The organism is Variovorax sp. 10L421 (genome assembly GCF_056395365.1).
The window spans coordinates 347,407-362,541 of the sequence record NZ_JBFTJJ010000002.1 but is presented as its reverse complement, the minus strand read 5'-3'; the positions used below and the strand labels follow the sequence as shown (position 1 = coordinate 362,541).

Annotated in this window: 12 protein-coding genes and 1 pseudogene; all 13 read left to right on the top strand. The window is 67.1% G+C overall.

Going from position 1 to position 15,135, the window contains the following annotated elements:
* Positions 1-184: 184 nt before the first annotated feature.
* A pseudogene (locus AC1DFC_RS05670) lies at positions 185-1,358 on the top strand (acyl-CoA dehydrogenase family protein).
* A gap of 147 nt (positions 1,359-1,505) precedes the next feature.
* Complete coding sequence (locus tag AC1DFC_RS05665) at positions 1,506-3,128, top strand: acyl-CoA carboxylase subunit beta (RefSeq protein WP_478178785.1); 1,623 nt, start codon at positions 1,506-1,508, stop codon at positions 3,126-3,128.
* 31 nt (positions 3,129-3,159) lie between these two features.
* The gene (locus AC1DFC_RS05660) at positions 3,160-4,314 is read left to right on the top strand and encodes an acyl-CoA dehydrogenase family protein (protein WP_478178784.1); all 1,155 of its coding nucleotides are present in this window, start codon (positions 3,160-3,162) and stop codon (positions 4,312-4,314) included.
* A gap of 22 nt (positions 4,315-4,336) precedes the next feature.
* Positions 4,337-6,337: an acetyl-CoA carboxylase biotin carboxylase subunit gene (locus tag AC1DFC_RS05655; protein WP_478178783.1), complete on the top strand. Its 2,001-nt coding sequence runs from the start codon at positions 4,337-4,339 to the stop codon at positions 6,335-6,337.
* A gap of 48 nt (positions 6,338-6,385) precedes the next feature.
* Positions 6,386-7,171 (top strand): enoyl-CoA hydratase/isomerase family protein, encoded by a 786-nt coding sequence (locus AC1DFC_RS05650; protein ID WP_413334255.1) that lies wholly within the window; start codon positions 6,386-6,388, stop codon positions 7,169-7,171.
* Positions 7,156-7,500 carry an AMP-binding protein gene (locus AC1DFC_RS05645; protein ID WP_478178782.1) on the top strand — a complete coding sequence of 115 codons (345 nt, stop codon included), beginning with the start codon at positions 7,156-7,158 and terminating at the stop codon, positions 7,498-7,500. Before AC1DFC_RS05650 ends, AC1DFC_RS05645 begins: the two co-directional genes overlap by 16 nt.
* On the top strand, positions 7,497-8,216 hold the full coding sequence (locus AC1DFC_RS05640) for a dihydrodipicolinate synthase family protein (protein ID WP_413334251.1): 720 nt from the start codon (positions 7,497-7,499) through the stop codon (positions 8,214-8,216). The genes AC1DFC_RS05645 and AC1DFC_RS05640 overlap by 4 nt, the downstream gene beginning before the upstream one ends.
* Positions 8,217-8,227: 11 nt before the next feature.
* A complete protein-coding gene (locus AC1DFC_RS05635; protein WP_413334249.1) occupies positions 8,228-9,703 on the top strand; it encodes an NAD-dependent succinate-semialdehyde dehydrogenase in 1,476 nt (491 codons plus the stop codon).
* Positions 9,704-9,786: 83 nt separating this feature from the next.
* Complete coding sequence (locus AC1DFC_RS05630; protein WP_478178781.1) at positions 9,787-10,701, top strand: Bug family tripartite tricarboxylate transporter substrate binding protein; 915 nt, start codon at positions 9,787-9,789, stop codon at positions 10,699-10,701.
* 9 nt (positions 10,702-10,710) lie between these two features.
* A complete protein-coding gene (locus tag AC1DFC_RS05625; RefSeq protein WP_478178780.1) occupies positions 10,711-11,292 on the top strand; it encodes a cupin domain-containing protein in 582 nt (193 codons plus the stop codon).
* A 35-nt stretch (positions 11,293-11,327) separates the two neighbouring features.
* Positions 11,328-12,317, top strand: a complete 990-nt coding sequence (locus tag AC1DFC_RS05620) for a fumarylacetoacetate hydrolase family protein (protein WP_413334243.1) — start codon at positions 11,328-11,330, stop codon at positions 12,315-12,317.
* Positions 12,318-12,325: 8 nt separating this feature from the next.
* On the top strand, positions 12,326-13,267 hold the full coding sequence (locus AC1DFC_RS05615; RefSeq protein ID WP_478178779.1) for an NAD-dependent epimerase/dehydratase family protein: 942 nt from the start codon (positions 12,326-12,328) through the stop codon (positions 13,265-13,267).
* Positions 13,268-13,801: 534 nt separating this feature from the next.
* Positions 13,802-14,770: a LysR family transcriptional regulator gene (locus AC1DFC_RS05610; protein ID WP_413334239.1), complete on the top strand. Its 969-nt coding sequence runs from the start codon at positions 13,802-13,804 to the stop codon at positions 14,768-14,770.
* Positions 14,771-15,135: the final 365 nt, after the last annotated feature.

Here is a 15,135-nt window from a genome sequence, read left to right as displayed (position 1 = left end):
AGCCGCTCACCCAGGAAGCCCGAGCCTGAGGACCAGCGGCCCTTCCAGCTCGACGCGAGCGCGCAGTCCTACCAAGAAATCCGCACCGTTCCCGGCTTGGGTGTAGTCGCTGCGTGCAGCCACTTCGCACAAGACTGGCCGGGGTCGCCCCCGCTAGTCTCGTGGCGCTACCAGGAGACACCGGATGGAATTCTTCGAAGCGCTCCCGCTTCCCTTCTATTTCTCGCCCGAGCACGAGCAGTTCCGTGCCAGCCTGCGCGACTTCATCGCGCGCGAGATCACGCCCCATGTCAACGAATGGGACGAGGCCGAGACCTTCCCGCGTTCGCTCTACGGCCGCGTGGCCGAGTTGGGTGTGCAGGGCCTGGGCTACCCCGAGGAATACGGCGGCACGCCGGCCGACATCTTCTACCAGTTGGTGGTCGCCGAGGAGTTCGCGCGCTGCGGCGGCGGCGGCGTGCAGGCCTCGCTCAACTCGCACAGCATCGCGCTGCCGCCGATCCTCAAGGCCGGCAGCGACGAGATCAAGCGCCGTGTGATCCCGCCGGTATTGGCCGGCGAGAAGATCGCCGCGCTGGCCGTGACCGAGCCTTCGGGCGGTTCCGACGTGGCCAACCTGCGCACGACCGCGGTGCGCGACGGCGACCACTACGTGGTCAACGGCGAGAAGACCTTTATCACCTCGGGCATGCGCGCCGACTTCATCACCACCGCCGTGCGGACCGACCCCGCGATCAAAGGCGCGGGCGGTATCTCAGTGCTGTTGATCGACGGCGACACGCCGGGCCTCACGCGCACCGCACTGCAGAAGATGGGCTGGTGGAGCTCCGACACCGCGCACCTGCGCTTCGACAACTGCCGCGTGCCCGTGGCCAACCTCGTGGGCGAGGAGAACAAGGGCTTCAAGACCTTCATGAACAACTTCAACAGCGAGCGGCTGTTCATGTCGGCGCTGGCCTGCGGTTACGCCGAGGTCTGCTTGCAGGAAGCGCTCGACTGGACGCGCCAGCGCACGCTCGCGGGCAGCACGCTGTCGCAGCGGCAGGTGGTGCGCCACAAGCTGATGGACATGACGCTGCGCATCGATGCCGCGCGCGCTGCTCTACGACCTGGCCTATCGCATCGAGCACCGGCTCGCGCGGCCCGAACACCTGGTGGCCCGCGTCTGCCTGGCCAAGGTGCAGGCCACGCAGGCCATGCAGTTCTGCGCCGACCAGGCGGTGCAGTTGCTGGGCGGCATGGGCTTCATGCGCGGCACGCGCAGCGAACGCATCTACCGCGAAGTCAAGGTGATGATGATCGGCGGCGGCTCGGAAGAGGTCTTGAAGGACCTGGCCGCGCGGCAGCTCGGCGTCTGAGCACGTGTGGCCGGCCGCGCTGCAGGTGGCGGCGCTCCAAGGGCCGCAGCCAGTTCGCGCAAGACCGGTCCCGGACCTTTGCCTAAGCTGACACCCAATCAACAGTCCGCGAACCAAACGCCAACCAGCAACTGCAGCAACACAGCAATGGCAATCATCGAGTCGAACGTTTCCCCTGGCAGCGAGGCCTTCGAGGCCAACCGCACCGGCATGCTGGCCCTGATCGACCGCGTACGCGGCTACGAGAAGCGCAGCATCGCCACATCGGGCAAGTCCCGCGAGCGTTTCGAGAAGCGCGGACAGCTGCTGCCGCGCGAGCGGCTGTCGTTGCTGCTCGACCCGGGCACGCCCTTCCTCGAGATCGGCTCGCTGGCCGGGCTCGGGCTGGACAATCCCGACTTGGAGAAGAGCGTGCCGGGCGGCGGGGTGATCGGCGGCATCGGCTGGGTCTCGGGCGTGCGCGTGATGGTCAATGCTTCCGACTCGGGCATCGATGCCGGCGCGCTGCAGCCCATGGGCATCCCCAAGCAACTGCGCATGCAGGAGCTGGCGCTGGAGAACAAGCTGCCCTATGTGCAGCTGGTCGAGAGCGCGGGCGCGAACCTCATGACCTACAAGGTCGAGGAATTCGTCGCTGGCGGCAACCTGTTCCGCAACATCGCGCGCATCTCGGCCGCGGGCCTGCCCGTCGTGACGGTCACGCATGGCTCGTCCACCGCGGGCGGCGCCTACCAGACCGGCCTGTCTGACTACATCATCATGGTGCGGGGCCGTTCACGGGCCTTCCTCGCGGGACCGCCGCTGCTCAAGGCCGCGACCGGCGAGATCGCGACCGAGGAGGAGCTGGGCGGCGCGCTGATGCACACCTCGATCTCGGGCCTGGGCGACTACCTGGCCGAGGATGACCGCGACGCGATTCGACTGGCGCGCGAGATTCTGGCCAACATCGACTGGCAGCGCGGCATGCCCGTCGAGCCCGCGCGCAGCTTCAAGCCACCGCGCTACGACGCGGAAGAGCTGCTGGGCGTGATGCCCATGGATCACAAGCGCCCGGTCGACATGAAGCAGGTCATCGCGCGCATTGCCGATGACTCCGAGTTCCTCGAGTTCGGCGAGAACTACGGCAGCGCGACCGTGGTCGGCCACATCAAGATCGAAGGCATGCCGCTGGGCGTGATCACCAACAACGGGCCGATCGACCCGGCCGGCGCGACCAAGGCCACGCACTTCATCCAGGCCTGCTGCCAGTCGAAGACCCCGATCCTCTACCTCAACAACACGACCGGCTTCATGGTTGGCAAGGACTACGAGGAGGCCGGCATCATCAAGCACGGCTCCAAGATGATCCAGGCCGTGACCAATGCCACCGTGCCGCAGATCACCATCTACTGCGGCGCCTCGTTCGGCGCCGGCAACTACGGCATGTGCGGCCGCGGTTTTCATCCACGCTTCTGCTTCTCCTGGCCCAACGCCAAGACAGCGGTGATGGGTGGCGAACAGGCCGCGCAGACCATGATCAACGTGACCGAGGCCGCCATGAAGCGCAAGGGCGGCGAAATCGACCGCGAGAAGCTCGCCGAGATGGAGCGCCGCATCATCGACCGCTTCGACAGCCAGATGAGCGTATTCACCACCAGCGCCCACATGCTCGACGACGGCGTGATCGACCCGCGCGACACGCGCGCGGTGCTGAGCAAGGTGCTGTCGATCTGCCGCGATGCCGAGCTGCGTACACCGCAGAAGATGCAGTTCTCCGTGGCGCGCCCCTGAGTCGAAGAAAAAGAAGCGAGACACACGAGCCATGCAACTCACGCCCGAGCACGACACGCTGCGCGACACGCTCAAGCGCTTCATCGACAAGGAGGTCAACCCCTACGTCGACGAATGGGAGCGCGCCGAGGTCTTCCCCGCTCACCAGGTGTTCAAGCGCCTGGGCGAGCTGGGGATGCTGGGCCTGACCAAGCCGGTCGAGGACGGCGGCGCGGGGCTCGACTATTCCTACGGTGCGGTGATGGCCGAGACGCTCGCGCACATGAACTGCGGCGGCGTGCCGATGGCCATCGGCGTGCAGACCGACATGGCGACGCCCGCGCTCGCGCACCGCGGCAGCGCCGAGCTGCGCGCGGAATTCCTCGCGCCCGCAATCAGCGGCGACTGCGTGGCCTGCCTGGGTGTGTCGGAAGTCGGCAGCGGCTCCGACGTGGCATCGATCAAGACCACCGCGCGCAAGGACGGCGGCGATTACGTGATCAACGGCGGCAAGATGTGGACCACCAACGGCACGCAGGCCGACTTCTGCTGCGTGCTCGCCAACACCTCCGAAGGCGCCTCGCACCGCAACAAGTCGCTGATCGTGGTGCCCATGAAGACCAGGGGCGTCGAGGTCGCGCGCAAGCTGCGCAAGATGGGCATGCACTCGTCGGACACTGCGCAGATCCACTTCGACGACGTGCGCGTGCCGCAGCGCCATCGCATCGGCGAGGAGGGCATGGGCTTCATCTACCAGATGGAGCAGTTCCAGATCGAACGCCTCTGGGGTGCGCTCAACAACGCGGGCATGGCGCAGCGCGCCATCGACACCACCATCGGCTACACGCGCGAGCGCCGCGCCTTCGGCCGCTCGATCCTCGACAACCAGTGGGTGCACTACCGGTTGGCCGAGATGCAGACTGAGGTCGCGGCCCTGCGCGCGCTGTGCTGGCAGGGCGTGGAGGAGGTGGTGGCCGGGCAGGATGCCACTCGCACCGCCACCATGGCCAAGCTCAAAGCCGGCCGCGTGATCCGCGAGGTGGCCGACGGCTGCCTGCAGTTCTGGGGCGGCATGGGCTTCGTCGACGAGAGCCCCATCTCGCGCATCTTCCGCGACGGCCGGCTCACCTCGATCGGCGGTGGCGCCGACGAAGTGATGCTCCAGATTCTCAGCAAGTTCATGGGCACCTTCCCGTCCGCTCACTGAAAAAACCATCGACGTACGCTCCATGACCGCCTCGACCCCACAGCTCACTCCCTTCCGCAAGATCCTGATTGCCAACCGCGGCGAGATCGCCTTGCGCATCATCCGCAGCGCACGTGCGCTCGGCTACCGCACGGTCGCCGTGTACTCCACGGCCGATGCCGGCGCGCGTCACGTGTGCGAGGCCGACCAGGCCGTGTGCATCGGCGAACCGCTGCCCGCGCAGTCCTACCTGCGCATTCCCGCGATCATCGAGGCCGCGAAGCTCAGCGGTGCCGACGCGGTGCACCCGGGCTACGGCTTCCTCGCCGAGAACGAGGACTTCGCGCAGGCCTGCCAGGACGCGGGCCTGGTGTTCGTCGGCCCGTCGGCCGAGGCCATCGTGTCGATGGGCAACAAGGCCGGCGCCAAGACGCTGATGCAGGCGGCCGGCGTGCCCTGCATCCCCGGCTACCAGGGCGACGACCAGAGTGAGGAGCGGCTCGCGGCCGAGGCCGTGCGCATCGGCTTCCCGGTGATGATCAAGGCCACGGCCGGTGGTGGCGGGCGCGGCATGCGGCTGGTGCCTTCGGCCAAGGAATTCCCCGAGCTGCTGCGCAGCGCGCGCTCCGAGGCGCAGAGCGCCTTCGGCGACCCCGAGGTGATCCTGGAGCGCGCGATCGTCGAGCCGCGCCACATCGAGATCCAGGTCTTCGCCGACCACCACGGCAACGCGATCCACCTGGGCGAGCGCGACTGCTCGGTACAGCGCCGCCACCAGAAGCTGATCGAGGAAGCGCCTTCTCCGGCCGTCGACGCCGAGCTGCGCGCACGCATGGGTGCCACCGCGGTGGCCGCGGTCAAGGCCATCCGCTACGAAGGCGCTGGCACGCTCGAGTTCCTGCTCGATGCCGAGGGCAACTACTACTTCATGGAAATGAACACCCGGCTGCAGGTCGAGCATCCGGTGACCGAGGCCATCACCGGCCTGGACCTGGTCGCGCTGCAACTGCGCGTGGCCGGCGGCGAAGCGCTGCCGATCACGCAGGAGCAGGTCAGGTTCCAGGGCCACGCGATCGAGGTGCGGCTGTGCGCCGAAGACGCCGACAAGGGCTTCATGCCACAGAGCGGCACCATGGCGCTGTGGGCCATGCCCGCGCAGCTGCGCGTCGAGCATGCGCTGCGCTCGGGCGGCGAGATTCCGCCCTACTACGACTCGATGATCGCCAAGGTCATCAGCCACGGCGACACGCGCGAGGCCGCGCGGCGGCAACTGATGGCCGGCCTGGAGGATGCGGTGGCGCTGGGCGTGACCACCAACCAGGCCTTCCTGCACCGCTGCCTGGGCCATGCGGTGTTCGCGGCCGGCGGCGCCACCACCGCCTTCATCGCGCAGAACCAGGACGCGCTGCTCGCGCCAGACACCGAGGCCCGCGCGCGCGCCGCCGCCATCGCGGCCGTGCTGCTCTACGAGACCACCGGTGCGCGCCGCGCGCCGTCGGCCGGTCGGCGTATGACGCACAGCCTGCCGATCTCGCTGCGCTTCGAGGTCGAGGGCGCCGCGGTGCGCGCGAGCATCGTGCTGCGGCAGCAGCGCCATTTCGAGGTGTCGATCGGCGATGCCGCATATGGGGTCGAGCTGGCCGAGATCGGCGAGCACGCCGTGCGCTTCGTGTGCAACGGCCTCTACGAAAGTGCGGCCTTCCACCGCGACGGCGCCACGCTGCTGCTGCATTACCGCGGCATTCCGGTGCGCATCGAGGACAAGACCCGGGCCGCGACCGCGCGCCAGGGCGAGGCCGGCGGCGACGGCAAGGTGCGCGCATCGATGAACGGCCGCGTGGTCGCGGTGATGGCCGCGATCGGCGACATGGTCGAGGCGGGTCAGCCGGTCATCACGCTCGAGGCCATGAAGATGGAGCACATCCACGCAGCGCCGGTGGCCGGCAAGGTGATCGCGCTGCACGTGAAGACCGGCGACCAGGTCGCGGCCAGCCGTGTGGTGGTCGAGATCGAGGTGGCCGCCAAGGACGCGGTCGCGGCTTAGTAAACACCGGGCGCGCGGTCGGCGCCCCAGAACAAGGAGCGAGACGAGATGAGCGAGACGAACGAGCCCGCGGTGCGGCTGGAGAAGCGTGGCCACGCGATGTGGGTCACGATCAACCGGCCCGACAAGCGCAACGCGATCAACAAGGACGTGGTGGCCGGCATCCGCGACGGCTGGCGCCGCGCCCATGCCGACAGCGAGGTGCGCGTGATCGTGCTCACTGCCGCGGGCGACAAGGCCTTTTGCGCGGGCGGAGACCTGCAGCCGGGCGCGGGCTTCGCCTTCGACCTGTCGCAGCCCAACATCGACTACGCCGATATGCTGCGCGAGGTGCAGAACGCCACGTTGCCGAGCATCGCGCGCATCAACGGCGTCTGCATGGCCGGCGGCGTGGGCCTGCTGTGCATGACCGACATGGCGGTCGCGGCCGACCACGTGCAGTTCGGTCTGCCCGAGGTCAAGATCGGCCTGTTCCCGATGCAGGTGCTGAGCCTGCTGCAGGACATCGTGCCGCGCCGCACGCTGCGCGAGTGGTGCCTCACGGGCGAGCCCTTCGGCGCGGCGGAGGCCCGGGAGGCGGGGCTGCTCAACTACGCGGTGCCCGCCGGCGAACTCGACGCGAAGACGCAATGGCTGGTCGACCGCCTCGCCGGCAAATCGCCCACGGCGCTGCGCCGCGGCAAGTACGCGATGCGCGCGATGGCCGCGATGTCCTTCGACGAAGGCATCGCCTACACCGAGAGTCAGATCGCGCTGCTCGCAATGACCGAGGACGCGCGCGAAGGCCTGGCCTCGTTCAACGAGAAGCGCAAGCCCGTATGGACCGGACGCTGAGCATCGCCGCCCCCACGGCCACCGACCGCAGCGCGCACGCGGTCGGCCTGGCCGAGTGGCTCTCGCGCCGCGCGGCGCGCGCGCCGCACCGCCCGGCGCTGAGCTGCGAGGACGTCCACTGGAACTACGGCGAACTCGTCGACCGCATCGAGAGCATGTCGGCGGTGCTGGCCGCGGGCGCCCGCGTCGGTTACCTCGGGCTCAATGACCCGATGTTCGTCGTCGTGCTGTTTGCCACCGCGCGGATCGGCGCGATCTGCGTGCCGCTCAACTTCAGGCTCAGCGGCGCGGAGCTGTCCTTCGCGATCAACGATGCGGGCGGGCCGTGAAACTCGCGGAGAAGGCCGGCGCGGACATCGTGCTGCTGTCCTATCCCCCGCAGTTCTGGCCCACGACCGAGCAGGAGATCTACGACTACACCAAGCAGTTCTGCGATGCGACCGAGCTGGCCGTGATGCTGTTCCCGATTCCGCTGTGGGGCTTCGAGCGTGTGCATCCGGCGGGCATGTCGGTCGAGCTGGTGCGCCGCCTGCTGAAGGATTGCCCCAACATCGTGGCGATCAAGTCGGAGCAGGGCTTCCCGCTGCCCGCAGGCCTGTGCGAGATGTACCACCATTTCCGCGACGAGGTGGTGATCAGCTGCCCCATCGAGGGCGATGCCATTCCGCTCATGAGCGTGATGAAGCTGCAGTTCTCCGGGACCAGCAACACGCAATGGATGAGCACCTACTACCCGCGCGCCTTCGACCTGGCAAAAAACGGCGAGTGGGAGTCCGCAATGGAGATGTACTGGAAGGTGAACCCGGCGCGCAGCGCCAACGGCGCCGCCGCACAGAGCTACGCCGGCGGCACCGGCGTGTTGAACCGCACGATGTGGAAGTACCAGGACTGGCTGGCGGGCTTCAACGGCGGGCCTTTGCGCGCGCCGGCCATGCGTGTCCCGGACCGCCTCATGAAGATGCTGCGCCAAGGGCTGGTGGCCTCCGGGCTGCCGGTCACCAAGGACCCGGACAGTGCCTACATGGTCGGGCGCAACCCATGCTGAAGGAAGGCACGATGCGCCACCTTCTCGAGGATCCGACGCTCTTTCGCACCGCCGCCCACGTGGCCGGCGAGTGGATCGGCGCCACGCCGCACGGCACCTACACGCTGCGCAATCCGGCCGACAACGCCGTCCTGGCCGAGCTCCCGCGCTTCAAGGAGGCGGAGACCGGCAACGCCATCGAAGCGGCCCACGCGGCTTTCCTGTCCTGGCGCAGGACCACGGCCAGGCACCGTTCGGAAGTGCTGCGCCGCTGGTACGAACTGATGATCCGGCACCGCGACGATCTTGCAACGCTGATCACGCTGGAAGAAGGCAAGCCGCTTGCCGAAGCGAAGGTGGAGGTCGACTACGCGGCCTCCTTCCTGCAGTGGTTTTCCGAAGAAGCCAAGCGCACACGCGGCGATGTGATTCCCGCGCCGAAGGACACGCAGCGCGTTCTGGTGCTGAAGGAGCCGATCGGCGTGTGTGCGGCAATCACGCCCTGGAACTTTCCGGCTGCAATGATCACCCGCAAGGCCGGCCCGGCGTTGGCGGCCGGCTGCAGCATGGTCGTGAAACCGGCCAGCCAGACGCCGCTCACGGCGCTGGCGCTCGCCGAACTGGCGCAGCGCGCCGGCGTGCCGCCCGGCGTGTTCAACGTGGTCACCGGCAATGACACGCGTGCCATCGGCCACGCGCTGACCAGCCATCCGCTCGTGCGCAAGATCACGTTCAACGGTTCGACGGAGGTGGGGCGCCTGCTGCTCGCGCAGGCCGCGGCAACGGTCAAGAAGTGCTCGATGGAGCTGGGCGGCAACGCGCCGTTCATCGTCTTCGACGATGCGGATCTCGACGCGGCCGCCGACGGCGTCGTCGCCGCCAAGTTCCGCAACACGGGCCAGGCGTGCATCAGCGCCAACCGGGTGCTGGTCCAGGCGGGCGTGTACGACGCCTTCGCGGCCAAGCTCGTGGAGCGGGTGGCCAGGCTGCGCGTGGGCAACGGCCTGGAAGCAGGCGTGCAGCTGGGACCGCTGATCGATGACGCGGCCGTGGCGAAGGTCGAGGAGCACATCGCGGATGCGATCGCCGGCGGCGCCACCGTGCTGCACGGCGGAAAGCGCCACGCGCTCGGCGGCCGCTTCCATGAGCCGACGGTCATCATGGGGGCGACGCCGGAAATGGCCGTGGCTCGCGAGGAAACCTTCGGACCCCTTGCGCCGCTGTTCCGCTTCGAGAACGACGAGGAGGCCTTCGAGCTTGCGAACGCCACGGAATTCGGCTTGGCCGCTTATTTGTACAGCCGCGACGCGGCCCGCATCTGGCGCGCATCTTCCGCGATCGAGTCGGGAATGATCGGTATCAACTGCGGCCTGATCTCGAACGAGGTGGCGCCCTTCGGCGGCGTAAAGCAGAGCGGCCTCGGCCGCGAAGGCTCGCACCATGGCATCGAGGAATTCCTCGAGATCAAGTACCTTTGCTGGGACGGGCTGGCGCCTGCCTTCGGTTGACGCCTTCCCAGAAAAATCAGGAGACAGAAATGAAGCAACAGCGTTGCCCTGCGTGGCTTTCCCCGCTTTTTGCCGCGATCGCCATGATTGCCGCAGCCGCCACGGCCCACGCACAGCCGAACGTGACCAAGATGGTCGTGCCCTTTCCGCCGGGCGGCGTCACGGACCAGGTGGCCCGCATCATGGCGGAGCACATGGGCCGGCAGCTCGGCCAGGTCATCATCATCGACAACAGGCCGGGCGCAAGCAGCCGGCTGGGCGTCGAGGCCGTCATCAAGGCGCCCGGCGACGGCACGACGCTGCTGTTCACCAATTCGAGCTACAGCATCCTCCCGGTGGTCGATCCGAAGATTTCCTTCGATCCTGCAAAGGCGCTGGCGCCTGTCAGCATGACCGCCACCTATGGCCTGCAGATCGTCACGAAGAAGGACATTCCCGCGAGCACGCTGGCCGAGTTCATCGCCTACGCCAAAAAGAATCCCGGCAAGCTGAGCTATGGCAGCGCCGGCATGGGGAGCGGCGCGCATTTTGCCGGCGAGTACTTCAAGTCGCTGACCGGAACATTCCTCGTGCACATTCCATACCGTTCCACGGCGGGTGCACTGAACGATGTCGCGGGCGGCCAGCTGGACGTGGCGTTCGATGCCTCGGCCAAGCCGCTGATCGATGCGGGGCATATCAAGTTGCTGGCGGTCACCAACCGGCAGCGGGATCCGCGCTTCCCCGGCACACAGACGGCGTCCGAGGCCGGCGTGAAGCCCTTCGTGCTCGAGTCATGGGTGGGTGTGCTGGCACCGGCAACGACCCCGCAGCCCTTGCTCGAGAAGCTGAACAAGGCGGCGGGCGCGGCGCTGGCCGACCCTGCGGTGCAGAAACGGTTCGCGGAACTCGGGCTGCGGCCTGAGGGCGGCACCTCCGCGCGCTTTGCCGATGCGATCCGCGACGACCTCGTGCTCTATCGCGGGATCGCCAAAGAGTCCAAGCTTCAATTCGAATAGGTCGACATCATGAATCTTCCAGTCATCCATCGCGTGGTCACCGGCCACGACGCGCAAGGCAACGCCGTGATCACCAGCAATGGGCCGCTGCCCGTCGTGGCGGAGATCAAGGCCATTCCGGGCACGGTCTTTCACGAGGTGTGGGCCACGACGGGTACGCCGGTGCGTGTCGACAACGGCCCGGACCCGACCACCGGACCGCTGACGCTGCCCCCGCCGGCGCTTGGAACGCGCATCCGGTTCGTCGACATTCCGCCGGACAGCGAGGAACTGTTCAGCCGCAGCGCCGACCAGTTGCGCGCGGGTTTCAGCGAGATCGGGGACATGGCGGCGTCCACGGCGGACCGGGGCGCGCCGCATCCGTTGATGCACCGTACGCAAAGCGTCGACTACGGTGTCGTGATGGAGGGCGAGATCACGCTGGTCGTGGACCAGGGCGAGGTGCAGCTCGGCGCCGGCAGCGTCGTCGTGCAGCGCGGTACCAACCATGCGTGGGCCAACCGCTCCGGCAAGCCATGCCGGATGCTCTTCGTCCTGATCGACGGCGAGTACGACCCTGCCATCGGCCAAGCGCTGGCCGGCCTGCGTTGAGGCGAAGCAGCGCTGCTCTTCGAACTGAAAAAAGCATGAAACTGGCATCCTTGAAGGGCGGCAAGGACGGCCGCCTCGTCGTCGTCTCGCGCGACCTGCAGCAATCGGTGAGTGCGCAGGCGATCGCACCCACCCTGCTCGACGCGTTGGAGCGTTGGGCCGAGTGCGAACCTCGGCTGCAGCAACTCTATGCAGGGCTCAATGCGGGGCAGGCGGACGGTGCATCCGCGTTCGATCCGCGCCAGGCTGCCGCGCCGCTACCGAGAGCGCCGCAATGGTGCGACGGTTCCGCCTTCCTGAACCACGGCCGCCTGATGGAAACGGCGTTCAAGCTGGCGCCCATTCCGGACATGGAAACGATCCCGTTGATCTACCAGGGCGGTTCCGACGACTTCCTTGGAGCCACCGACGACGTGCCGCTGCCGGACGAGGCGCATGGCATCGACTTCGAGGGCGAGTATGGCGTGATCCTGCACGAGGTGCCGCTTGGCACTTCGGCGCAACTTGCGCGCAGCCGCATCGCGCTGCTGGTGCAGATCAACGACGTGAGCCTGCGTGCCTTCGGCCCGCGCGAGATGAAGACCGGCTTCGGATTCTTCCAGGCCAAGCCTTCCTCCAGCTTTGCGCCGGTGGCGGTGACGCCGGACGAGATCGGGGACCATTGGCGGAACACCCGCGTGCACATGGACCTCCACGTCGAATACAACGGCGCATGGTTCGGCAACCCCAACGGCGGCGAGATGAACTTCGGTTTCGACGAGCTGATCGCACATGCGGCCGCGACGCGTCGCCTGTCCGCCGGCACGATCATCGGCAGCGGCACGGTCTCGAACGCAGGCGGGCAGAAGGGCTCGGCCTGCATTGCGGAGCGCCGCGCCATCGAGACCATCGAGCACGGCGCACCCCGGACGCCGTTCATGCGCTTCGGCGACCGCGTCCGGATGGCGGTGCGCCAGGACGGCCAGTGTGTCTTCGGCGCCATCGACCAGCGTATCGTCCGCGCCCCCGTGCCGCCGCAGGCGTGAGCGAAGCCATGCGAGTCCTCATTACCGGCGCGGCCGGCTTCATCGGCGCCCACCTTGCCGGCCTGCTGCGCGAGCGGGGCGAAATTGGCGGCCGGCGCATCGGAGCACTGGCGCTCGCCGACCAAAGCTTGCCGGACACGGCCGCAGAGATCGCGATTCGCGGCGATCTCGCGGACCCCGGCGTGATGGCCCAGGTCGCGGCGTTCCGGCCGGACGTGGTCTTTCACCTCGCGGCCGTCCCGGGCGGTGCATCCGAGCAAGACTACGCGCTCGGCCGCCGGGTCAACCTCGACGCATCGCTTGCGCTGTTCGAGGCGCTGGCCGGGAACGGCGCGAGGCCGACAGTCGTCTATGCCAGCAGCATCGCGGTGTACGGCACCCATCTTCCGGACTGCGTCACACCCGCCATGCCGCTGCGGCCGCCGCTCACCTACGGTGCCCACAAGCGGGTGTGCGAGATCCTGCTGGCCGACTTCACGCGCCGCGGGCTCCTGGACGGCCGGTCGGTCCGGTTGCCCGGGATCGTCGCGCGCGCGAAGAGCAGCGCCGGGCTCACCTCCGCATTCATGAGCGACATCCTGCATGTGCTCAAGGCGGGCGTTGCCTACACCTGCCCGGTAGGTCCCGAAGCCACGGCGTGGTGGATGTCGGCGCGCCGCTGTGCCGAGAACCTGGCCCATGCGGCGGTGATGGAAGTCCCGCATGCGGAGCCGGAGCGCGCTTGGCCGCTGCCTGTGCTGCGGCTCTCGATCCAGGAAATCGTCGACACGTGCTCGGCACGCTACGGTGAGTCCCGTCGCGGGTTGGTGTCATTCCAGCCTCGTCCCGATGTAGAGGCGGTGTTCGGGCGCTATCCGCGCCTCGACGATGTATCGGCCCGTGCGCTCGGACTGCGCGACGACGGCTCGGCGGACGAGCTGGTGCGCCGGGCACTTGGTGAAATCAACTGATCTGAAGCCCCGCTTCCGGGCTGATGCCGAGAAACCAGCTTCTCGTCAGTTGCGCTTCGAAAATTTGTCAGGATGGCCGGGTTCTCCAGCGTCTTCGCCTCGTCCTCCAACAGGGCGCCTGCGTTTCAGGAAGACGAGGGCGCCGATCGCCTGTGGTTTCGTCGGAGCGCCCAGCCACCACGGCTTCGGCCACGAGGCGCCGATTTTTGTGGAGTAATTTAGAGAGCTATTGAGATAACTCTTCTTATCACGATAGCAAGTTTCCATGGCTGAACTGGAGGGCATGAAAGTAGGCAGTCTCATTTCAGCAGGTCTCGATCCCCTTCGTTTCAAGATCTAGCAGTGCCGAGCTATTCTGCGTGTGTCGGACAACTGCGTCGAGCTCAACTGCGCTCAGCCTTTTTCCTCGATGGATGCAGTAGCGAGTTGTTCTTGATTAGCGTCGAGTCTTTGGCGTCACCATTGAACCGATAGACTCCTGTCTTGCAATTTGAAGAACTAGGAATCTAGACGCAGCGTTTCGCGGAGACCCACATGGATCGCATGACCAGCTTGCGGGTGTTCCGCGAAGTGGTGGAGGCCGGCAGCTTCGTAGCGGCAGCCGAGCGACTGGGGCTATCGGCGCCGATGGCCAGCAAGCATGTCGCACAGCTTGAGAAATCCCTCGGAGCACGGCTGCTGCACCGCTCCAGCCGCCACTTGAGTCTGACCGAGGCCGGGACGGGTTGGTACGAGCAGAGCCGCCGCGCGCTCGATCTACTCGACGCAGCGGAGGCCGCCATTGGCCAGACGCACGACACACCGCGCGGACAGCTGAGGGTGAGCGCGCCCATTTGGTGCGCCACGCCGCGCTTTGCGCGCGTGCTGGCCGACTATCGCGAGAGATACCCCGAAGTGCTGGTCGACATCCATCTGGAGAACCGCAAGGTCGATCTCGCGGCTGATGGCTACGACTTGGCCCTGCGCGCCACACTAGAGCCTTCGACCGCTCTCATCGCACGACCGCTTTGCCACGTCCCCTTCTACCTCGTAGGAACGCCGGCCTACATCGAACGCATGGGCGGCCTGCCCACATCGCCTGCCGAATTGGCGAGGCTCGGTGCCATTGTGCCGAGCTACGTGAACCTGGAGAACCTCGAGCTCAAGGGCCCGGGTGGGCGCATGTTTTCGCTGCGCCTCTCGCCGGCCATGCGCTCCGACGACACCACGCTCTCTCTTCATGCGGTCCATGCGAATATGGGTATCGCGTTCATGCCGTTGTGGCTGATCGCAGAGGACATTGCTAACGGACGTCTGCTGCAACTTCTGCCGGAGTTTGCTTTCGGGCCGATACGATTGTTCGCGGTCTATACGAGCCGACAGTACATGTCGCCTAAGCTCAGGACCTTCATTGACTTCCTAGGCGAGCGGCTCGAGAAGGCAGTCGCAAACGCGCAGACGTCGGTCACCCGCCCTGGCGTTGCTAATCGGGACAGAAATGCTAAGCCGCGGATAGGGTCCTGAGCTCGTAGCCCCAGCAGCAGAGGCGGCAGCGAATTCTTTCCCCTTCTGTCAGATGACGAGATGACCGATGAGATGCCTAGCCGATAGCGTGACCTTAGACATCGGTACGGAGATGCGGGTGTCGTGCAGAGGCGGGCACATCCTGTGCTCGTCGAGCGTTGCGCAGGATCTGCGTGACGTTTGCTTGGTGGGGCGGGGTAACTTTTGCCACTTGGCAAATTTCCATGACCCTTTGCCTCGGGGTATTTCTCGCGATAGTCGGCCAGCACCCGTGCGAAGCGCGGCGTGGCGCACCACACGGGCGCGCTCACCTTGAGCTGGCCGCGCGGCGCGTCGTGGGCCTGGCCGATGGCGGCTTCGGCCGC